The following is a 19,003-nucleotide window of genomic DNA, read 5'->3' as shown; positions in this document are numbered from 1 at the left end:
ATAAATAGAATATGGTTTAATAGAGGTAATAACCACATGTTATTTAGTGCATTTTTGTTATTACGGGATATAACAACTTTTATTCTCTCTTCTTCTAATAGATGGTTTTAGTAATAAATTTATATATTTTGACTATTTTATCAAACATGCTCCGAAATCTAATGTAAGAAAAGCCAAATGTATGATCGAAAATAGCTTGGGATGTAATGTAAGGGGTTACTTATACATTTCATTCCAAAAGTAAAGGAGAATTAAGATGAGACCAGTTATTGGAGTAAGCGCGGCCTGGAGTAATGAAACATGGCCAAAGAAGAAGCATGAGCAAGATTTTATACCTGATTTTTATTACATAGGACGTTCATACATCCATGCGATTTGCCAATTGGGGGGCATTCCTTTTATTTTGCCTCCTCAGAGTGTTCATGAAGAAGAGGGCGTCATCAATCAAATAGTGAATCAATTAGACGGGTTTTTGTTGTCAGGCGGCGGCGACATTGGCATCAACCCTACTGATGAATATGTGCCCTGTTTGATTGAGCAACAGAGACATCGGTATGAATTTGAATCTGCACTCATAAAGGAAGCTTGGCTAAAGGACCTGCCAGTAATGGGGGTTTGCCGGGGCCACCAGATGATTGTGGAAGTTCTTGGCGGCGAAATTACAAACCAACCAATCAAAAACCATTCAGGCAAAGATGGTATAAGTGACTGGGACACCGTCGAAATAATGCCGAATACCTTATTGGATGAAATTACTGAAAGTAAGGAATGGAAAGTAAATAGCTACCATACCCAAGCGGCAAAAAAACTGCCTGCATCATTAAAAGTTTCGGCAACTAATCAGACTGATGGCATCATTGAAGCGGTGGAAGCTCATGACAAGACATTTTTTGTCGGTGTACAGTTCCATCCGGAACAATTAATAAGCCGTGATAACAATTCGGTCAGTTTATTTCAACGTTTTATAAATGAAGCTAAAAACGAGGCAATGAAGAAACAGTCGATTCACAAGTAAATTATTTGATATTTTTGTTATTTTGGTTTGTTGAACGACGATAGACTAGCAAAAATAACATCAAAATTTCTGAGAGTTAAGTAGGGATAAAAATGGAAGAACCAATTTTGGAAATAACGAATTTAACGACTTCTTTTTATCGAAAAAAAGAACTTGTACCAGCAGTAGATCATGTAAGCTTCAGCATTTCAAAGGGGCAAACCGTATGTGTGGTGGGAGAGTCGGGATCAGGTAAAAGTGTAACAGCTTTATCCATCATGAGATTGATTCCAGAGCATGCCGGGAAAATTACAGGCGGGGAAATCGTCTTTAAGGGCAAGGATCTCTTGAAGCTCTCCGATAAAGATATGCGGGCTGTTCGCGGGAACAGGGTTTCCATGGTTTTTCAGGAACCGATGACTACATTGAATCCCGTGTTTACCATCGGGAATCAGTTAATGGAAACGATTATGATGCATCAAAATGTGACGAAAAAAGAGGCCATGGAAAAAGCGCTGGAAATGTTGAAAAAGGTCAATATACCCTCTCCAGCACAAAGGCTGCAACAGTATCCTCATCAACTTAGTGGAGGGATGAGACAGCGAGTTGTGATTGCGATGGCGCTTGTGTGCAAGCCGGAGTTGTTAGTAGCCGACGAGCCTACAACCGCTTTAGATGTAACAACACAAGCCCAAATTTTAAAGCTTATGAATGATCTAAAATCACAAACCGAGACTGCTGTTCTGTTTATTACGCATAACATGGGCGTGGTTGCCGCCACAGCAGATAAAGTCATCGTTATGTATTGCGGCAGGATTGTGGAATGTTCGGATGCGAAAACCATATTTAAGGATCCGAAGCATCCTTACACAATTGGATTGTTAAAGTCTATCCCCAAAATCGCCGAACCTCAAAAAAAGTTGTTTTCAATTAAAGGTTCTGTCCCTGCTCCGGGGCAAATAAAGAAAGGATGCAGGTTTCAATCGAGATGTGAGTTAGTAACAGAGCAATGCAGATTGGAAGAACCCCCGTTAATTGAGAAAAATGGCAGCTTGGTAAGGTGTTGGCAAATATGAGAGCAGGTGGTACGGTGTGAGTTCTAACATGTTGGAAGTAAAAGATTTAAAAGTTCATTTTCGGATAGGCAAAGAATTACTACCCAAGCAAGGGAATTATTTGAAAGCGGTTGATGGGATTAGTTTTGATATAAAGTATGGTGAAACATTGGGGTTAGTCGGTGAAAGTGGATGTGGCAAATCTACTACAGGACGAGCCATTTTGGGGTTATTAAAAGAAAGTAAAGGGGAGGTATTGTTTGAAGGTAAGCAATTATTAACGATGAAAAAAAACGGCTTAAAAACAGTACGAAAAGATATGCAACTCATTTTTCAAGATCCCTATGCATCTCTAAACCCCAGGCTGAAGATAGGAGATGCTCTTGAAGAAGTCTTGATCGTCCATAAAATGGGAAATAAAGAAAGAAGGAAAGCAAGGGTAGAAGAATTAATGGAGATGGTAGGCCTAAATAAACATCATTTGTCGAGATACCCTCACGAGTTTAGTGGTGGACAACGTCAAAGAATTGTCATAGCAAGGGCCCTCGCCGTTAATCCAAAATTTATCGTTTGTGATGAGTCTGTATCTGCATTGGACGTCTCCGTCCAATCTCAAATTATTAATTTGCTGGAGCGGCTTCAAGAAGAGCTAAATCTGACGTATTTGTTTATCGGGCATGACTTAAGTGTCGTGAATCATTTTAGCGATAAAATCGCTGTCATGTATTTAGGAAAAATCGTAGAAATGGCCGAAAGCAATGAGTTGTTTGAAAATCCTCGCCATCCTTATACAAGAGCTCTTCTATCTGCGGTACTACTGCCAGATCCAGAATTAATGCAAGACTTATCGGTAATAGAAGGAGAAATTCCAAGCCCTTTGTATCCACCTTCGGGCTGCAGGTTCCATACACGCTGTAAATTCGCTACTGAAAAATGCGCACAAGAGGAACCTCTAACAAGAAAGGTTGATGACCATCACTTTGTAGCTTGTCACTTCAATTTAGACTGAATCTTTTTAATATTATTAAAAATATAAGGTGGGAGGTACTAAAAATGAATAAATGGATGTATCCATTGCTGGTTGCTGTTCTCATTGTATTCATATCGGGGTGCTCAAGTAAGGCAAACAAAGATACCAAAAGTAAAGACGAAAAGAAAGCATTAGTAATCGCTTATGATCGGGATGCCGAAACATTGAATCATATAAAAACAAGTGATTATCATAATGCCTTAACTTATATATTTGACAAATTGGTTAGTAGAGATAATGATTTTAATTTTCATCCTGGATTAGCCGAAAAATGGGAAACGTCAGAAGATGGTTTAAAGTGGACATTTTATTTGAAAAAGAACGTTACCTTCCATGATGGAAGCAAACTTACCGCACATGATGTTAAATGGACCATTGATACGATAAAAGATCCTGAAACGGCATCCCCTGCTCAAAGTGAATTCGAACCCATAAAGGAAATTGTGGTCGAAGACGACCATACTTTGTCGATTTTACTAGATAAGCCTTATCCAAATCTGTTGTTTAGACTTTCCAGTACAGCAGCCGGAATTATCAGTAAGGACGCCTACGAAAAATACGGCGATGAGTATGGCAGTAAATATGCGATTGGAACGGGTCCGTATAAATTAAAAGAATGGATCAAAGGCGATAAAATTGTTCTGGAAAAAAACCCCGATTATGAGTGGGGTCCAGAATGGATGGAGAATAACGGCAAACCATTGATAGGTGAAATTGTTATGAAAATGATCCCGGAAGAGAATCTCCGGATGATGGAGCTTGAAGCAGGTAATGTTCATATTGTGCGGGACTTAACACCAACGATGATGGGAAGTATCGAAAAAAACGCCGATATCGAGATATTTACCGGTGGAGCCCCAAGGCTTGGATATCTTGCCTTTCCAACAGATAAAGAGCCATTTAATGATGTAAAAGTACGTCGCGCTTTAAATCATGCTATTAATAAAAAAGAAATTATTGATCATGTTTTTAGAGGACATGCCGAGGTAGCTCACGGTTATTTACCTCCCATCTTAAAAGAAGAATATTACGAAGGCAGTGAAAAAGATGGGTACGAATATAATGTCGAAAAAGCAAAGCAGTCACTGAAAGAAGCTGGCTATGGGGATGGTTTAACATTAAATCTCGCTGCTGAAAATGCCAGCAATTACGGAAGGCTTGCCGAGGTTCTGCAGGCTCAGCTATTGGAAGTCGGAATTAAAACAGACATTCAATTGTACGAAAGTTCAAGCTACACAGATATGTTAAAGGAAGGGAAGCAGGAACTCTTTCTAAGAATGTATGGTTGGCAAAATGCCGATATATTAGATTGGTTTTTATCATCAAAACAATTCCCTTTTCCCAATCATTCCAGATGGCAGGATCAGAAAACGGATGATCTGATACAGGCTGCTGAACAAGTACCGACATGGGAAGAAAGAGTGAAAGGCTATCACGAAGTACAAAAATATTTAATCGAACAAGCCGTTTGGGTTCCGATTTACATTCCAAGTAATAGCATAGCTGTCAGAAAAGAAGTACAGAACTTCAAGTTTGATCCTATAGCCCCCGACTATAACGATGGCGTCTATATGGAGTAGAGCGACAATATGGATATGGCCGAATGAATTTGTATTCGGTCATCTCTCTTATCAGTTGAGGTGAAACAATGGTTAATTACATCGTCAGAAAAACTTTTTTAATGATACCCGCCTTATTTGGTTTAACGATTATCGTTTTTATGATATTGCATTTATCACCAGGCGACCCTGTCGATTTAATTGCTGGACCGAATGCGCCAGCAGAGGTGCATGAAAACATTAAGAAAGACTTGGGGTTAGATCAGCCCCTTCATGTTCAATACTTTACTTTTATTGGTCATCTATTTAAAGGTGACTTAGGAGTTTCAATTCTCCAAAATAGGCCGGTTGCGGACATTATTGGCGAACGGCTCTTAGTAACCTTTGAGATCGGAATCTATGCCTTGATCTTTTCCTTTGTTGTCTCCATTCCTATCGGCGTCGTTGCGGCCATTAAGAGGAATACACTGGCAGATTATGCATCCATGACCGGTGCATTAATTGGCTTATCATTACCGACTTTTCTGTTTGGCTTATTGCTTCTATACTTTTTTGCTTATAAACTTGGCTGGTTTCCTCTATCCGGTTATGGAACATACAAGCATCTTGTGCTTCCAGTACTTACTGTCGGATTAACAGATGCTGCAATCACCGCGAGAATGGTGAGATCCAGCATGTTAGAGGTGATTAGGCAGGATTATATCAGAACGGCAAGGGCAAAGGGATTGGAAGAGAAAAGCGTCATCTTTAAGCATGCATTAAAAAATGCGATCATCCCGATTATCACTTTGTTCGGAATGAGACTTGGTTTAATTTTTGGAGGCTCTGTCATCATTGAAACAGTATTCAGCATCCCGGGCATCGGAAAGTTAATGGTTGACGCAATATTTTCCAGAGATTATCCAATCGTGCAAGGCTCGATGCTTATTTTGGCCGCTTTAGTGTTGATCGGAAATCTCATAACCGACATTTTATATGCTGTTTTTGATCCGAGAATAAAATATTAATGGGGGGTGGGAGATAGATGAAAGAGAACTATGTTTTTCAAGACGACAGTAAGATTGCGCACATCGAAACTCATTTCGAAACGAATAATAATATAGAGTTTGTGAAAAGACTATTTTCAAATAAATCGGCTATATTTGGGTCAGCCGTTATATTCATTGTGGTCATTACGGCCATATTTGCACCTGTCATTGCTCCTTACCCTTACGATTATATAGATTTGCCTAATATGTTACAATCACCCAGCGCTCAACATCTTTTTGGGACGGATGATTTGGGTAGGGATATTTTTAGCAGAGTTATCTATGGAACAAGAATTTCCTTAGTCGTAGGCTTTGGTGTCATCGCCATTTCGCTTTTGATCGGGGTGATCCTCGGAGCGGTCTCAGGTTATTTTGGGGGCCGCATTGATTCCATCATTATGGGCATGACAGATATTGCTTGGTCTTTTCCTGTAACACTGTTGGCAATTGCCATTATCGCGGCATTAGGGCCCAGCTTGACAAACTTGATCATTGCGATGGCTTTGGTGAGCTGGTCGAAATATACACGCTTGATTAGAGGCGAGTTTCTGTCTTTACGGGAGCAAGAGTTTATTGAAGCGACAAGAGTATTGGGAATGGGTCATGCAAGGATTATTTTTAAACATATGTTACCTAATGCGCTGGCACCTATTATTGTTTTAACGACGATGGAGTTCCCTATCGCCATTATTGCTGAGGCTTCCTTAAGCTTTCTGGGGCTTGGAGCCCAACCACCCACCCCGAGCTGGGGAGCTATCATTAGCGGAGGAAGGTCTTACATTTTAGAAGCACCTTGGATTATATTCTTTCCTGGTTTTATTCTTGCGATATTAGTACTGGGCTTTAATTTATTTGGAGATGCTTTGAGGGATGCTTTAGATCCACGGTTAAAAGACTAAATCACTCTTAACGGGAGGCCGTTATGCTGGATGTATTGATCAAAAATGGGGAGATAATTGATGGAACCGGTAAAAAGAGATATAAAGCCGATATTGGAATCGTTCAGGACAAAATCGTTAAACTTGGCTTTAATATAACTCAAAAAGCCGGAATCACAATCAATGCTTCGGGTCGCATCGTAGCTCCGGGCTTTATTGATATACATGGCAATTCGGAATGGACATTGCCTGAAAATAATAAAGGCGAGAGCAAGATAAGACAGGGAGTAACAACAGAGGTGCAAGGGCATTGCGGCTTTAGTGCGGCTCCAGTGTTAGAAAAAAACCGCGACAATTTGCTGAGTTACTTATCCAATACGGCGATACTTGACGAAAAAGCCAGGCAGGAATGGAATTGGCCTAGCCAACATGAGTTTATAAACCAAAAGATTGGCGCGAATGGAATTCCTTTTAATATAGCGCCTCTTGTAGGACATGGGACCATTAAAGTTGGTGTAATGGGGTATGATAAACATCCCCCAGCGCCAAGTCAAATGAAACAGATGTTGGATTTATTAAAATATGAACTTGAACAAGGTTTATTCGGAATGTCATCGGGCTTACAGTATGAGCCCGGATTTTATACGAGTGAAAAAGAATTGTTAGAGCTTTGCAGTTTGATCGCCGCATATGATGGTATTTATACGACACACATGAGAAATGAAGGGAGAGATGTTTTTAAGAGCATTGCAGAATCCATAGAAATAGCAAGGAAGACGGGAGTTTCTTTATTAATAACTCACCTGAAACTTGCCCATCGGCCTGATTGGGGAAGGGCGCAAGAAGCGCTTGCAATGATAGATGAAGCTCGCGCCGCTGGTGTCAATGTCGATTTCGACCTTTATCCTTATTCCGCTTATGGCAGTGGATTAATGGATGTCATTCCACCATGGGCCAAGGAAAAGGGCGCTATACATATGGCACAACTTCTGAGGGATCAAGCGATCCGGGAAAAAGTGATCGAAGATATGAAAAGAGAACATGCTGAATGGGACAATCCAATGGCAGGAAATAGTTGGGAGCATGTAAAAGCCGCTTTGCTAAAGACGGAAAAAAATAGAAAGTACGAGGGTAAAAATATTAATGAAATAGCGAGTGACATGGAAGTATCTCCTTATGAAGCAGTCATTCGCCTTTTGATCGAGGAGCAAGGCGGGATTAAATCAATTTATTTTGCAATGAGTAAAGATGACATAAGAGATTTTATGAAACATCCAAGAGCCATGCTTTCCAGTGATGGCAGGGCGGTGGCACCATATGGAATATTAGGAAGAGGAGCTGTTCACCCGCGGTATTATGGTACATTTCCCCGCATACTGGGAAGGTATGTTCGTGAAAAGAAGATTATCAGTTTAGAGGAAGCCATTAAAAGAATAACCTTTTTGCCCGCGACGAAAATGAAAATGAATAAAAGAGGAATCATCCAAGAGGGATACTACGCGGATATCACCATTTTTGCCGAGGATGAGATTATTGATGTATCAACATTTGATGACCCTCATCAATATTCTAAGGGTATAGACCATGTTTTGGTTAATGGAGAGATCGTGATTCGAGGTGGGAAACACACTGGTCAGTTGCCGGGAAAAATTCTGAGTCGCTAATGATCGTCCAGTTACTTGTTTCATAGGCATCAAACATGAATCCGGTGGAAGGGGCATTTTCCACCGGATATTTTTTTCAGGGCTCTATACTAAATGTTGGGGTTTCCACATAATTTGCACATAAAAATATACACGCAAACATCCAATTCTTTTATACTTGAATTGCCTAGAAACAAGAAAAGATTGGAGTTGCGTGCAAGTGAATTTTACCATAAAAATCCCCGGCCTTGAAGATGTATGGATCACAAAAGTGGAAGAAGTGGAAGCCCGTATTGCGCTTCATATAGAAATGGCTGTTAGGGTCCACAAGTGTCCAAGCTGTTGTGAATGGACTAAGAAAGTTCATGATTCATCGCATTCAAAAGATCAAGCATTTGAAGTGGTTTGAGCGGTTAACTTATCTTTTCTACAAAAAGCGCCGTTATGCCTGTTCGTGCGGGAAGCGATTTGCGGAGGACAACCCTTTTGTTCATCGATATCAACGGCTTTCTATCGAATGGAATCGGGCAGTATCCATTCGGATCGTGCAAGCCAAGACGTTTAAGGAAACAGCCGAGCAGTTTGGCGTCTCCGTATCGACCATCATGCGCAGGTTTGATCGTTTGGCCGTAAAGGAAATGACAGAGGTTCAAGAACTGCCCAGGGTGATCGCCATCGATGAGTACAAGGGAGATACAAAGGAAGGAAAATATCAATTGATTATTGCTGACGGGGAGACAAAGGAACCGATTGATATCTTGCCAAACCGAAAAAAGAAGACCATCAAGGATTATCTCCAAAAACATGGAACCAATGTGGAAGTGGTCATTATGGATATGAGCCCTTCTTTTAAAGCAGCTGTCCGAAAAGCGTTGGGGAAGCCAGTTATTGTAGCAGATCGTTTTCATTTTTGCCGTTATATTTATTGGGCTCTTGACGGGGTCAGAAGAAGAATCCAGTCTGAATGGAATGATATACCTGCAGAAATGTAAAAGGATGCGCTATGTGTTTTACAAAGACAGTGCAAAGCTGACCGAAGAGGACCGCTGGTATTTGGACAGGTACCTTGGGATGGATGAAGAACTTCGCAGGGCTTACGAATTGAAAGAGTCCTACTGCTGTTGGTTCAAGCAAGCCAAGGAAAATGGACAGGCTAAGATCCAAGAAACCAAGCAAGGATTAATGGATTTTTATAGGAAGGTAGAACAAGAGGGCATCCCTGAATTTGTGAAGGCTATCCGTACATTCAAGAACTGGCAGACAGAGGTACTAAACAGCTTTTTATTTGATTACTCAAATGGTTTTTTGGAGGGAATTAATAACCTGACGAAAGTCATGAAGAGGAACGCCTTTGGATTTAGGAACTTCCTAAGGGCAAGGGCAAGAATACTTCTTTTACATAAGTATAAAAAAATTGGAAGTCATGTTGGGTAGGTGAGATTCCATCTCACTCCACCCCAACATTTGACATAGAACCTTATTTTATATTTCACTTTATTTATCCCGCATGTCAGACTGTCTAACAAATATTCAATTTTCAGCACTCAAACGTACTTTTTTGCTTGCAAAACTTCTAATATTGAAATTAACAAAGAGTTTCGGTGTGGTTAAGCTACTAATAGCTCCACAATCTCCGAAACTTTTTTGATTTTCGTTAGTCTTTTGAAATTATAGGCAACACCAATTAGAGCTGCTTCCGCGTTCACAGAATCCAGCCCTTTCCCTAGAAAGAAAGTATAACCAAAGGATCGCTTAATGGTTCCAAAAGGATGTTCCACAATTTGTGATCGTTTTTTATAAATTTCATTATTGGCTTCCGTATCTTCTTTCAATTTTTCGATAAGTTCTTCATGTTCCCAGCGTTGAATATTTCTTCCTCTTTTAGCTTTTGTACATAAACTATATACAGGACAAGATAAACAAACATCTCCTCCAATATACCTTTTGTACTTCAAGCCATTTTTAGACGTGTTTTCCTTGTAAGGAAGTTCTTGTCCTTGAGGACAACGATAACTATCTGTTTCTTTTTGATACTGAAAATTATCTTTTGAATAAGTAGGATCTCCTGACATACTTTTCTTTTTTTGAGGTTTTAAATATAAAGTGTTTCCGTCATCTAAACAATCTTTTATTTCTTTTGCATTATAATATCCTGTATCAGCTACTATGACTCTGTCTGTGTTTTTTGATAATATTTCATTTGTTTTTGAAACCATCGAGGATAGTTGACTCTGATCATTTACATCGTTTACCACATCTAAAGTGACAATCAGTTTATGCTTATTATCTACAGAAGATTGCATATTGTAAGCTACATCTATTTTCCCATTATTTTTCATAGCTCTAGATTCCGGATCTGTCGTTGTCAATTGGTTCTTTTCTTCTTCATTCATTTTCTTTTTTATTTCTGTTAAATATTCTTTTTTCTTTTGATATTTATCAATTTTCGATTCAATAGATGAAACGTTCTCTTCTGTTAATTCATTCTCCTGTGCTATTTGTTCTAGTTGTTGGAGGTAGTGTTCAATCTTTTCATCAATATAATTCATCTTCTTTGTTAATCCATTTGAAGTAATGCAATTTTTCTTACTATTTTGTGCTCGTATTTTTGTTCCATCAATGGCAATAAGCTTGCCATCAATTAATCCCCATCCTTTAAGTAAGTATGTAAAAGTGCGCATAACTTTCTTAAAGCCTTTACGGTTTTCCTTTAGAAATAATGAAATAGTCCCATGATCAGGACGTATTCCATTTACTAACCACATTAACTCGATATTTCTTTTACATTCTATCTCTAAAGAACGAGAAGATCTGATCTTGTTAAAGTATCCATAGATGAACAACTTTAATAAATCTTTTCTCTCATAAGGTTGTTGTCCAGGATTATGTTTTTTATATTCTTTAATTCCCATATCGACCAAGCAGAGTGATTCTACGAAAGCATCAATTGCTCGAACAGGGTTTTCCTTATCAATCATTTCATCTAAACACAGTAATTGAAAACTTATTTGATCTCTTGAAAAACCGTGAACATTGCCCATTCTAAAGAATCTCCTCTGCTTATAAGTTACCTATATTATACCTTTTTTTGGTTTTATTTGTTAGACAGTCTGATGTAAGGTGCCGTAAGACTCCTACTTCAAAATCTTGAGTGAATACAAAAGGTCTAAGTGGGAGAAACGGCCCCTAAATGCCCGATTGGTTCAACTAACATTCAGTAGGAGAAACGCCTACTGAATGAAGTTTCACTTTATAGAATGGTACGCGCTGTCACTTCACGGTGAGCTTTTTTCTGATCAAGAGTCAACCCATCCAATAGCCAACGAAGTTGACGAGGGCTAATGTGCATGGGAGCTGAGTCTTTTTCGGAAGGCCAGTGGAAGGTTCCGCGTTCCAACCTACGGTAATGAAGCCAGAAACCATTGTGTTCCCACTGCAAGATTTTCAGCTTGTCCCGTTTTCGATTACAGAATACGAACAGGCTAGGAGAAAAGGGGTCTAGGTCAAAGCATTCCCTCACAATAACGGCTAACCCATCTATAGATTTGCGTAGATCGGTGCTCCCGCATGCTAGATACACCCTATCGAACGATACGTTTGTCAGCATGGGCGTTGGAGTACAAGCAAAATATCAGATAGTAAGGCCATATCGGCTCCGGTTCGAACTTCCACGGATAGGTCTCCCTTATGAACGAAGATCGCACCTTGTTTTGAAGGAAAAGCTTCTTCTCCTAATTGGACAGTAAGCCATTGGGGAGAATCTGCTTCGGAAGAAACGGATTCTTCTTCAAATTGCCGCACCCAATAATACATTTGATGCAACGTGATTTCCTCGTTACGACACCATTCAGCAATACTTTTGCCACTCTCTTTCCAAGTCGTATATCGCTCTTTCCATTCTATTCTTTTATTTTTCAGGGTCATCGCATAACCTCCCAAGTTATTTCTAAGAAGATTATTCCATGCATGACCATGGATTCCTATGTGTTTTTTATTTTACGCTTACGTACTTCACTTCGGCCTGTTTGCATACAATCTGCTACGGATCATTGGTCAGGAAAGCTTGAAAGCCGACGATGCCCCATTAAGAAAAAACGTGAAAAGGCGTCGTATACGAACAGTTATTCAAAATATGATTACTTTGGCCTCGAAGCTTGTCTATCACAGTAGGCAGTGGAAGTTAAAAATTCACAGGCATCATCGCTGGCTTCCGGTATTTGAAAGGATCTATTATGCTTTTTATTGAACTTCCACTACGCTTTTTATTGAACTTCATCGTTAAAAAGAATAGCTTTTTTAAAAAAGCCTAATCCCAATATAAATGCTACTCTAAGAATGTACAAAGTTGATTGTTTAATAATGTACAGCTTCGACCAATAACCGCATAATATTCTTGAGGTGAATATTATGTACATAACATTGGACGTCAACACAAATATAGAGATTAACCATCTTACGGATTTGCCAAAATTAAATACACTAATGGAGAGCTTAAAGATGAAAATAAATAAAAGTAGATTGGCGCGAGATATGGGTGTAGATCGAAGGACGGTGGATAAATATCTCAAGGGTTATATGCCTAAAAACTTCAGGGAGCGAACATCAAAAATAGATGAGTATTACGATGTAATCTCCCTGCTTTTATCCACAGAATCAAAACAGGTCTTCTATTATAAAAGGGTCCTTTGGCAGTATTTAAAAGATAATCACGGCCTGAAGTGCTCTCAGTCAACATTTAGAGCCTACATATCAAAAAAGCCGGAATTTCAAAGATATTTTGAAGCCGGAAAGCGAAAAAGTGCGGAGAGTGAGGTGATCCGCTTCGAAACCTCACCGGCAGAACAGGCCCAGCTCGATTGGAAAGAGAACATCCGTTACATCACGAAGGATGGTGAAACGATCTATGTGAATGTTTGTGTGCTATTGCTTTCCTATTCAAGGTTCCGGACCTACTATTTATCCGTTTCAAAATCCCAAAGTGTATTGTTATCTTTCCTGACAGAGAGTTTTGAAGCCATTGGAGGGGTTCCTCAGGAGATTTTGACAGATAATATGAAAACCGTCATGGACACTCCCCGGACAGAGTATCAGAAAGGAAAGGTAAATGAACGCTTCTATCAATTCGCGAAAGATATGGGGTTTGAGGTAAGGCCTTGTATGGCGGGGAAACCGAGAACGAAAGCCAAGGTGGAAGCCCCAATGAAGTTTATTGATGAGATCCATGCTTATCAAGGGCAGTTCAGTTACGAGGAGCTCCATCAATTTGTCCAAAAGCTTTGTAACCGGATCAATAACAGCTATCATCAGGGGACTGGGAAAATACCAATACTCGCTTTGAAAAAAGAAAAGAACCTCCTACGCCCACTACCAAATGAACGAATAAGAGATTCATATAAGATTGATCATAAACCGGTGAAAGTAAACACCTCGAATATGATCACCTACAAGTCTAACCAGTATTCAGTACCCGCTGGATACATAGGAAGAACTGTAGGTCTGCAAATATATGACAACTATATTTACGTTTATTATAACACAGAATTAATTGTCCAACACCATATTAGTCAGCACCGAATGAATTATAAGCCGGAACATTATACCGAAATTTTAGCCAGAGGCCTGTCGTCTACCGATGACCTAGATATTGAGGAACTGGCCAGGAAGAATTTAGAAGCGATTAATGAGGTGTATAAAAATGAATAGCCATTATACAAAGCTGATGAAAAACCTGGAGTATCTGAAGTTAAACCAGATGGCTCTACATTTGGATGAAACCGTTGATTTTATGATGAAGAACCAGCTATCTTTTACAGAAACATTAATCAAGCTGACGGATTATGAAATTGACATGAAAGAAATCAATATGATGAAATCGATGGTCAAGGTGGCGGCGTTTCCGCATTTAAAGGAGGTGAAAGACTTTGACTTTGATTTTCAGCCATCGGTGTATAAAGAACAAATATTGGATTTTACCACTTTGCGGTTTATAGAATTGCAGGAGAATATTGTGTTCCTGGGGCCCAGCGGAGTCGGTAAAACACATTTGGCCACGGCTATCGGCATCGCAGCCGCAAAGAAAAGGACAAGCACGTATTTCATCAAGTGCAATGATCTGATCCTAAACCTGAAAAAGGCAAACGTTGAAAACAGACTGGAAACCAGGCTGAAACATTACGCCAAATATAAGCTACTTATTATTGATGAACTTGGCTATTTACCTATCGATGCGGAAGATGCCAAACTGTTTTTCCAACTGATTGACATGCGATATGAAAAGAAAAGCACTATCCTAACTACAAACGTAAGCTTCAAGTTATGGGGAGAGGTATTCCAAGATACTAAAATCGCCAATGCCATTTTGGACCGAATCCTTCATCATGCCACAGTGGTGAGCATAGCCGGGGACTCCTACCGTCTGAAAAACCACCTTGTGAAAGAGAATAAAGAAAGCAATGGCCAGTAATGGTATGTGATCATGGGTGACGAACTGTTTGATCACGTGAAGATGATCTGTATATAGTTAGGGTTCCTGTAGCCATTGTCTTTTATCAAAATTGTACATATTAAAACAGTCAAAAGTGTACATATCATCGTTGACATTTATATCCCAAGGCTTATTTAAGCATGCCTTCAAAAGGGAGGCAAAAAAGCTGAAAACAAATGAAGTGACCTGTTTTTCGTTTTCGTATTCATGTTATTACAAAAGAAACACTCATAAGCGTGGACAGTACCGGTTTTCTATTGTTTTAACAATCTATACCACGGATTCAGGTTATCTTATAATTCTTATTTAAATTTCGGATATTATATTTTATTTTCAAAATTGATAGAACAATTGAAATAAATGAGAATGTAATAATCCCTAAAGGATTAAAATTTAAGTAACCAAAGATTCCACCTATAATGAAAATAAAGGGAAATGATAAGATGTACATACTTTTTTTTAGTGAAATAATTAAATCATTATAATCCCAACGAAACATAGATATAAATGAGCTAAAGCGGAAAGCTAACCAATTATTTTTAAAGATATCCAAAATCATATAAATTGCAAATCCCCAGATAATAAATCTAGTCCAAAAATTAGAAACAAGAAATAAAGCAGTTATAAATAGTACCATTAACTGAAAAAAAGTAAGTATACTGCTTTTATCTCTTAGAAAAGTTTTAATAAAAGCATCTGTTAATATATTAGGAACTGTTCTTTGTTTAAAAATAAGTTTAGAGCTTTTTAAAATCCAAGGTCTGTATGTACCTTGACTATTTAATAACTTTGTATGGCCACCTTGCCAAAGTACGAGCCTAATCCATTTATTTCTAATAATTTCATCCAGGCTAACTAATTTTGTAAACTTCACTCCTGAAAAGAGGATCTTTTTAGAAAATATAATTGTGAATATTATATAGATGCTTATTACTGATATCATAATATAAAAAGAGCTTAAAAAGTAATCCCATAAAATAAAATAAAGAGTTAGTGAAAGAATGTAAAAGAGTATATAAAATAAAAAAGATTCACAGTAAATTTTTATTTTTTTCCTAATAATCAAAAACAAAACATTTGAAGATAAGTAGTAAAAATAGAAATATATAATAAATTGAATGGTTAAATGAAATTTATTAACTAAAATAGGTAGTAAAATTATAAAAATAATGATTGAGGTAAGGAATGTTACAAATAATGAATAAATTAGTCCATATAATGTAATCTTTTTGAGAAGCTTTATGTTTTGTATTAAAAACAATTGATCAGTAGAATATATAAAAATTTTAATGTCGTTTAGAAAGAAAGTAAGAAAGGTAATTATTAATAGTTTATTAAAAGTTAGAGTTTGAAGGACATAAGGCAATTCACTCCACCATTCCATATAAAAAGCAATACCAATAACTAAACCAGGAATAATTATGTAAAGAGCGATAGTCCAATCAACTATTACTCTATATACTTTATATAGATTTAATAAATCTAATTTCAGTCTTTGCAAAAATAATTGATAAGAGTTACTCATTATTGCTTTCACCTTCTAATAAGTAATTGAAACAATCAAGTAATGATGAATCTTTTGATTGGCCGGATAGATTACGAACTTTACTCAAAGTCCCCTCACATAAGATTTGACCATTTGATAAAAGAATGAATCTATCACATAGTTTTTCTGCTGTATCTAGGACATGTGTAGACATCAGTATTGAAGCTCCTCGATTTTTTTCAAGTATAAGAAGTGAAATTATTGTTGCTATCGGATCAAGACCAATAAATGGTTCGTCAATTATATAAATATCAGACTGTGTCATGAAGCTTAATACGATAAGTGTTTTTTGTTTCATCCCCTTTGAAAAATTCACAGGAAATGCATCTTTTTTATCATCTAGTTTAAATAATTGCAGTAACTCGTTTGCTTTCGGAATCCAAACACAATCTTTTAATTGATACGAGGATGAAGCAAGTGATAAATGCTCCCATAACGTAAGATTTTCATAAATAATAGGTTCTTCGGGGATATAAGAAAAGCGCAAATTTGTTTGAATTTCAATAGTACCATCAAATTCATTGATAGTACCTATAATTGATTTAATAGTTGTACTTTTTCCAGCACCGTTTGCTCCAATTAAACCAACAATTTCACCTTTATTAATTTTAAACTTTATATTTTTTAAATATATATTTTTTTTATCGTATCCTGCAGAGTTTATATTAACAGTTAACATATTAATAAAATCACCTCACGATTTTAATAAATATATCCTTAATCCGTGACTAATTTTATCTAAAATGCATCCAAAAGCTGGTGAAATCAGGTATAATACCCAAAAAAGAAGAATTTAGTAAATTCACCAAACGGGTGATATTTCTATGAAAAAGTTTATTATTGAAACTACAGATGAACGAATTACAGCGCATACCGGTTTAGCCATTGTTGGCGACCTTTTACATTACACCAATCTTTCGCAGCGATTAAATAATACGAAACTGGATAAAACGGAAAACCCTTCAATTTCTAACGGAGATGTCGCTTCTTCCTATATCGGCTTACTCTGCCAGGGCAAGAGTGATTTTGATGATATCGAGGATTTCCGGGAAGATGAATTTTTCCGTTACGCCCTGAATATCGACAACGTCCCTTCAAGCCCCACTCTTCGCCAACGGCTGGACCAGGCTGCCTTGTCGGACGATTGGAAAGAGATCTTGCTGGAAGAGTCAGCAGACCTTGTCCAGCGTTTAAATACATCCATTTCGCCTGTCTATGCGAACGATACGCCATATGTCCCTTTAGATGTGGATGTCTCTCCCTTTGACAACTCCAATACCAGGAAAGAAGGAGTGGAAAGAACGTATAAGGGCTGTGACGGCTATGCCCCCATACTTGCCTATCTGGGACAAGAAGGGTATTGTGTCAATGTAGAGTTGCGTGAAGGCAATGTTCATTCACAAAATGGCACCCCGGAATTTCTTCAAAAGACGATTGAACTTGCAAGACAAATGACAGATCAACCGCTGCTTGTCCGGATGGATTCGGGGTGTGACAGTGCTGACAATATGAAAGTTTGCTTCCAGAACGAAGTAGACTTTATCATCAAGCGAAACCCGCGAAAAGAAACTGCAGAAGACTGGCTGGCCATCGCCCAGGCCGAGGGAACCTGCCGTGAAGTGCGCCCGGGAAAAAAAGTATATACGGGCTACTCTATTTCCACCATTAAAGGTAAGAGCTGATGAGGCCGATATATCGTTGGGTCAAAAAACGATCATTTTGCTACAGGGAAGAGCAGCTTCATGCCATTTTTTATATTGCCTTAAAAGCAATTTTAAAGGAGAAGGTTGGGGCTGTCTAAAAAGTCCAATTTAGAGCAAATGCACTAAAATATAAAACCCAAGAATGTTGATTTTACGGAAACTTGGGTTTTGTTTTTTAGTTTTCAAGCTGCGATGTTACTTTTTGGACGGCCTCTTTTTACAGCTTTTAGGAACGAGCGAAAGGCTTGTTTGTACTTTAGGTGATCGATGTCTTTTTCAGATTCTCTTCAATTAAAAGGTCATCAAAAGATTTTCTTGATTCAATTTGTGGAGGTGCTTGGAACCCACATTAAAGGTAATATCCCATAACTAATTTACTTTATATTTTGCCGTACACAACTTTATAATGTTCCTCGTCCTTTTGTAATGTAAATCCGAGCCAGCCCTCCTTCAGTAATGTTTGTTGTTCTTTGATCTTATTTATTGGAAGAGCCGTGGTATCAGTCCAATTTTCGCAGGTGTTCTCATGTAGTTTTTTTACAAGTACATAGCGTAGCCGTCCTTGATATTTTTCTTTTAAGGCAGCAATCACCATGCCCTGTGCTAGTTTGTCTTTCAAACTGGGAATGTTCGAGGGCATGACCGTACAGCAGACGTATTTAAATGAGTGATCAAGAGCCGACAGTTCGTTCATGATCAGCTGGGCCAGTTTTTGCTGCAAGCGGTTACCGCGATAGTCAGGGTGAACGTTGGATATTTCTTGATAAATAACAGTTGGCAATTCTTCTTCTTTCAATCCGACATCAAGCCCCAAATGTTCTGCGTCATCGCTTGGAGGAATCAAAAGGGCGCGGAAAGCAATCAGCCTGTCGTCGGCGAAAGCACCAATGATCATCCCCTTGCCATCCATAATGTATTGATATTCATCATAAGAAAGCGGCTGCAATATATCCTGGTTGTCAAGTGTTTGCACAACCAATTCTTGAAGTTGCAATATATGCTCTATATCGTTCATAGTCAGGTGACGGACTTTATATTGCTTATTATTTGTAGCCATTACCCCTTTATAAAAATAAGCCACCA

At 38.3% G+C, this 19,003-nt stretch carries 15 protein-coding genes and 2 pseudogenes; 12 read left to right on the top strand and 5 right to left on the bottom strand.

The genetic code is table 11. From position 1 onward, the window contains the following. Window positions 1-256 precede the first annotated feature (256 nt). The 8 genes and pseudogenes from MHB50_RS16915 (at window position 257) to MHB50_RS16880 (ending at window position 9,621) form a co-directional block, all read left to right on the top strand. Window positions 257-1,015: a gamma-glutamyl-gamma-aminobutyrate hydrolase family protein gene (locus MHB50_RS16915; RefSeq protein WP_340084267.1), complete on the top strand. Its 759-nt coding sequence runs from the start codon at window positions 257-259 to the stop codon at window positions 1,013-1,015. A gap of 92 nt (window positions 1,016-1,107) precedes the next feature. After that, window positions 1,108-2,070: an ABC transporter ATP-binding protein gene (locus MHB50_RS16910; protein ID WP_340084266.1), complete on the top strand. Its 963-nt coding sequence runs from the start codon at window positions 1,108-1,110 to the stop codon at window positions 2,068-2,070. Between the two features lie 28 nt (window positions 2,071-2,098). After that, on the top strand, window positions 2,099-3,058 hold the full coding sequence (locus MHB50_RS16905; RefSeq protein ID WP_340084265.1) for an oligopeptide/dipeptide ABC transporter ATP-binding protein: 960 nt from the start codon (window positions 2,099-2,101) through the stop codon (window positions 3,056-3,058). Window positions 3,059-3,102: 44 nt separating this feature from the next. Further along, a complete protein-coding gene (locus MHB50_RS16900) occupies window positions 3,103-4,659 on the top strand; it encodes an ABC transporter substrate-binding protein (protein ID WP_340084264.1) in 1,557 nt (518 codons plus the stop codon). A gap of 68 nt (window positions 4,660-4,727) precedes the next feature. Beyond that, the gene (locus tag MHB50_RS16895) at window positions 4,728-5,645 is read left to right on the top strand and encodes an ABC transporter permease (RefSeq protein ID WP_077111467.1); all 918 of its coding nucleotides are present in this window, start codon (window positions 4,728-4,730) and stop codon (window positions 5,643-5,645) included. Between the two features lie 17 nt (window positions 5,646-5,662). Next, on the top strand, window positions 5,663-6,565 hold the full coding sequence (locus MHB50_RS16890; RefSeq protein WP_340084263.1) for an ABC transporter permease: 903 nt from the start codon (window positions 5,663-5,665) through the stop codon (window positions 6,563-6,565). A 23-nt stretch (window positions 6,566-6,588) separates the two neighbouring features. Beyond that, window positions 6,589-8,208, top strand: a complete 1,620-nt coding sequence (locus MHB50_RS16885; protein ID WP_340084262.1) for a D-aminoacylase — start codon at window positions 6,589-6,591, stop codon at window positions 8,206-8,208. A gap of 199 nt (window positions 8,209-8,407) precedes the next feature. Then, window positions 8,408-9,621: pseudogene (locus MHB50_RS16880) on the top strand (ISL3 family transposase). Between the two features lie 173 nt (window positions 9,622-9,794). Here MHB50_RS16880 and MHB50_RS16875 read toward each other — a convergent pair. Both MHB50_RS16875 and MHB50_RS16870 read right to left on the bottom strand, forming a co-directional pair. Then, window positions 9,795-11,228, bottom strand: a complete 1,434-nt coding sequence (locus MHB50_RS16875; protein WP_340084261.1) for an IS1182 family transposase — start codon at window positions 11,226-11,228, stop codon at window positions 9,795-9,797. A 559-nt stretch (window positions 11,229-11,787) separates the two neighbouring features. After that, complete coding sequence (locus MHB50_RS16870; protein WP_340084260.1) at window positions 11,788-12,111, bottom strand: IS66 family insertion sequence element accessory protein TnpB; 324 nt, start codon at window positions 12,109-12,111, stop codon at window positions 11,788-11,790. 82 nt (window positions 12,112-12,193) lie between these two features. On the opposite strand from MHB50_RS16870, the pseudogene MHB50_RS16865 reads away from it, so the two are divergent. The 3 genes and pseudogenes from MHB50_RS16865 to istB form a co-directional block, all read left to right on the top strand. Continuing rightward, window positions 12,194-12,433, top strand: a pseudogene (locus MHB50_RS16865) (IS1380 family transposase); the annotation flags it as partial. Window positions 12,434-12,594: 161 nt separating this feature from the next. Beyond that, window positions 12,595-13,890: an IS21 family transposase gene (gene istA / locus MHB50_RS16860; RefSeq protein ID WP_077109956.1), complete on the top strand. Its 1,296-nt coding sequence runs from the start codon at window positions 12,595-12,597 to the stop codon at window positions 13,888-13,890. Then, the gene (istB, locus tag MHB50_RS16855) at window positions 13,883-14,650 is read left to right on the top strand and encodes an IS21-like element helper ATPase IstB (RefSeq protein ID WP_077109955.1); all 768 of its coding nucleotides are present in this window, start codon (window positions 13,883-13,885) and stop codon (window positions 14,648-14,650) included. The genes istA and istB overlap by 8 nt, the downstream gene beginning before the upstream one ends. 304 nt (window positions 14,651-14,954) lie before the next feature. On the opposite strand, the gene MHB50_RS16850 is transcribed toward istB, so the two are convergent. Both MHB50_RS16850 and MHB50_RS16845 read right to left on the bottom strand, forming a co-directional pair. Continuing rightward, a complete protein-coding gene (locus MHB50_RS16850) occupies window positions 14,955-16,196 on the bottom strand; it encodes an ABC transporter permease (RefSeq protein WP_340084259.1) in 1,242 nt (413 codons plus the stop codon). Further along, window positions 16,189-16,896 (bottom strand): ABC transporter ATP-binding protein, encoded by a 708-nt coding sequence (locus MHB50_RS16845; RefSeq protein WP_340084258.1) that lies wholly within the window; start codon window positions 16,894-16,896, stop codon window positions 16,189-16,191. The genes MHB50_RS16850 and MHB50_RS16845 overlap by 8 nt, the downstream gene beginning before the upstream one ends. Window positions 16,897-17,041: 145 nt before the next feature. Between MHB50_RS16845 and MHB50_RS16840 the strand changes: the two genes are divergently transcribed. Beyond that, window positions 17,042-17,899 carry an IS1380 family transposase gene (locus MHB50_RS16840; protein ID WP_339164847.1) on the top strand — a complete coding sequence of 286 codons (858 nt, stop codon included), beginning with the start codon at window positions 17,042-17,044 and terminating at the stop codon, window positions 17,897-17,899. 400 nt (window positions 17,900-18,299) lie between these two features. Here the strand turns inward: MHB50_RS16840 and MHB50_RS16835 are convergent, their stop codons facing one another. Further along, window positions 18,300-19,001, bottom strand: coding sequence for a GNAT family N-acetyltransferase (locus MHB50_RS16835; RefSeq protein WP_339165500.1), 702 nt, complete (start codon window positions 18,999-19,001; stop codon window positions 18,300-18,302). Window positions 19,002-19,003: the final 2 nt, after the last annotated feature.

Origin of the sequence: Siminovitchia sp. FSL H7-0308 (assembly GCF_037980985.1) — a bacterium.
Classification (GTDB): domain Bacteria; phylum Bacillota; class Bacilli; order Bacillales; family Bacillaceae_C; genus Siminovitchia; species Siminovitchia thermophila.
Note: the sequence above shows the minus strand (reverse complement) of the source record. Positions and strands in the feature narration are given on the sequence as shown.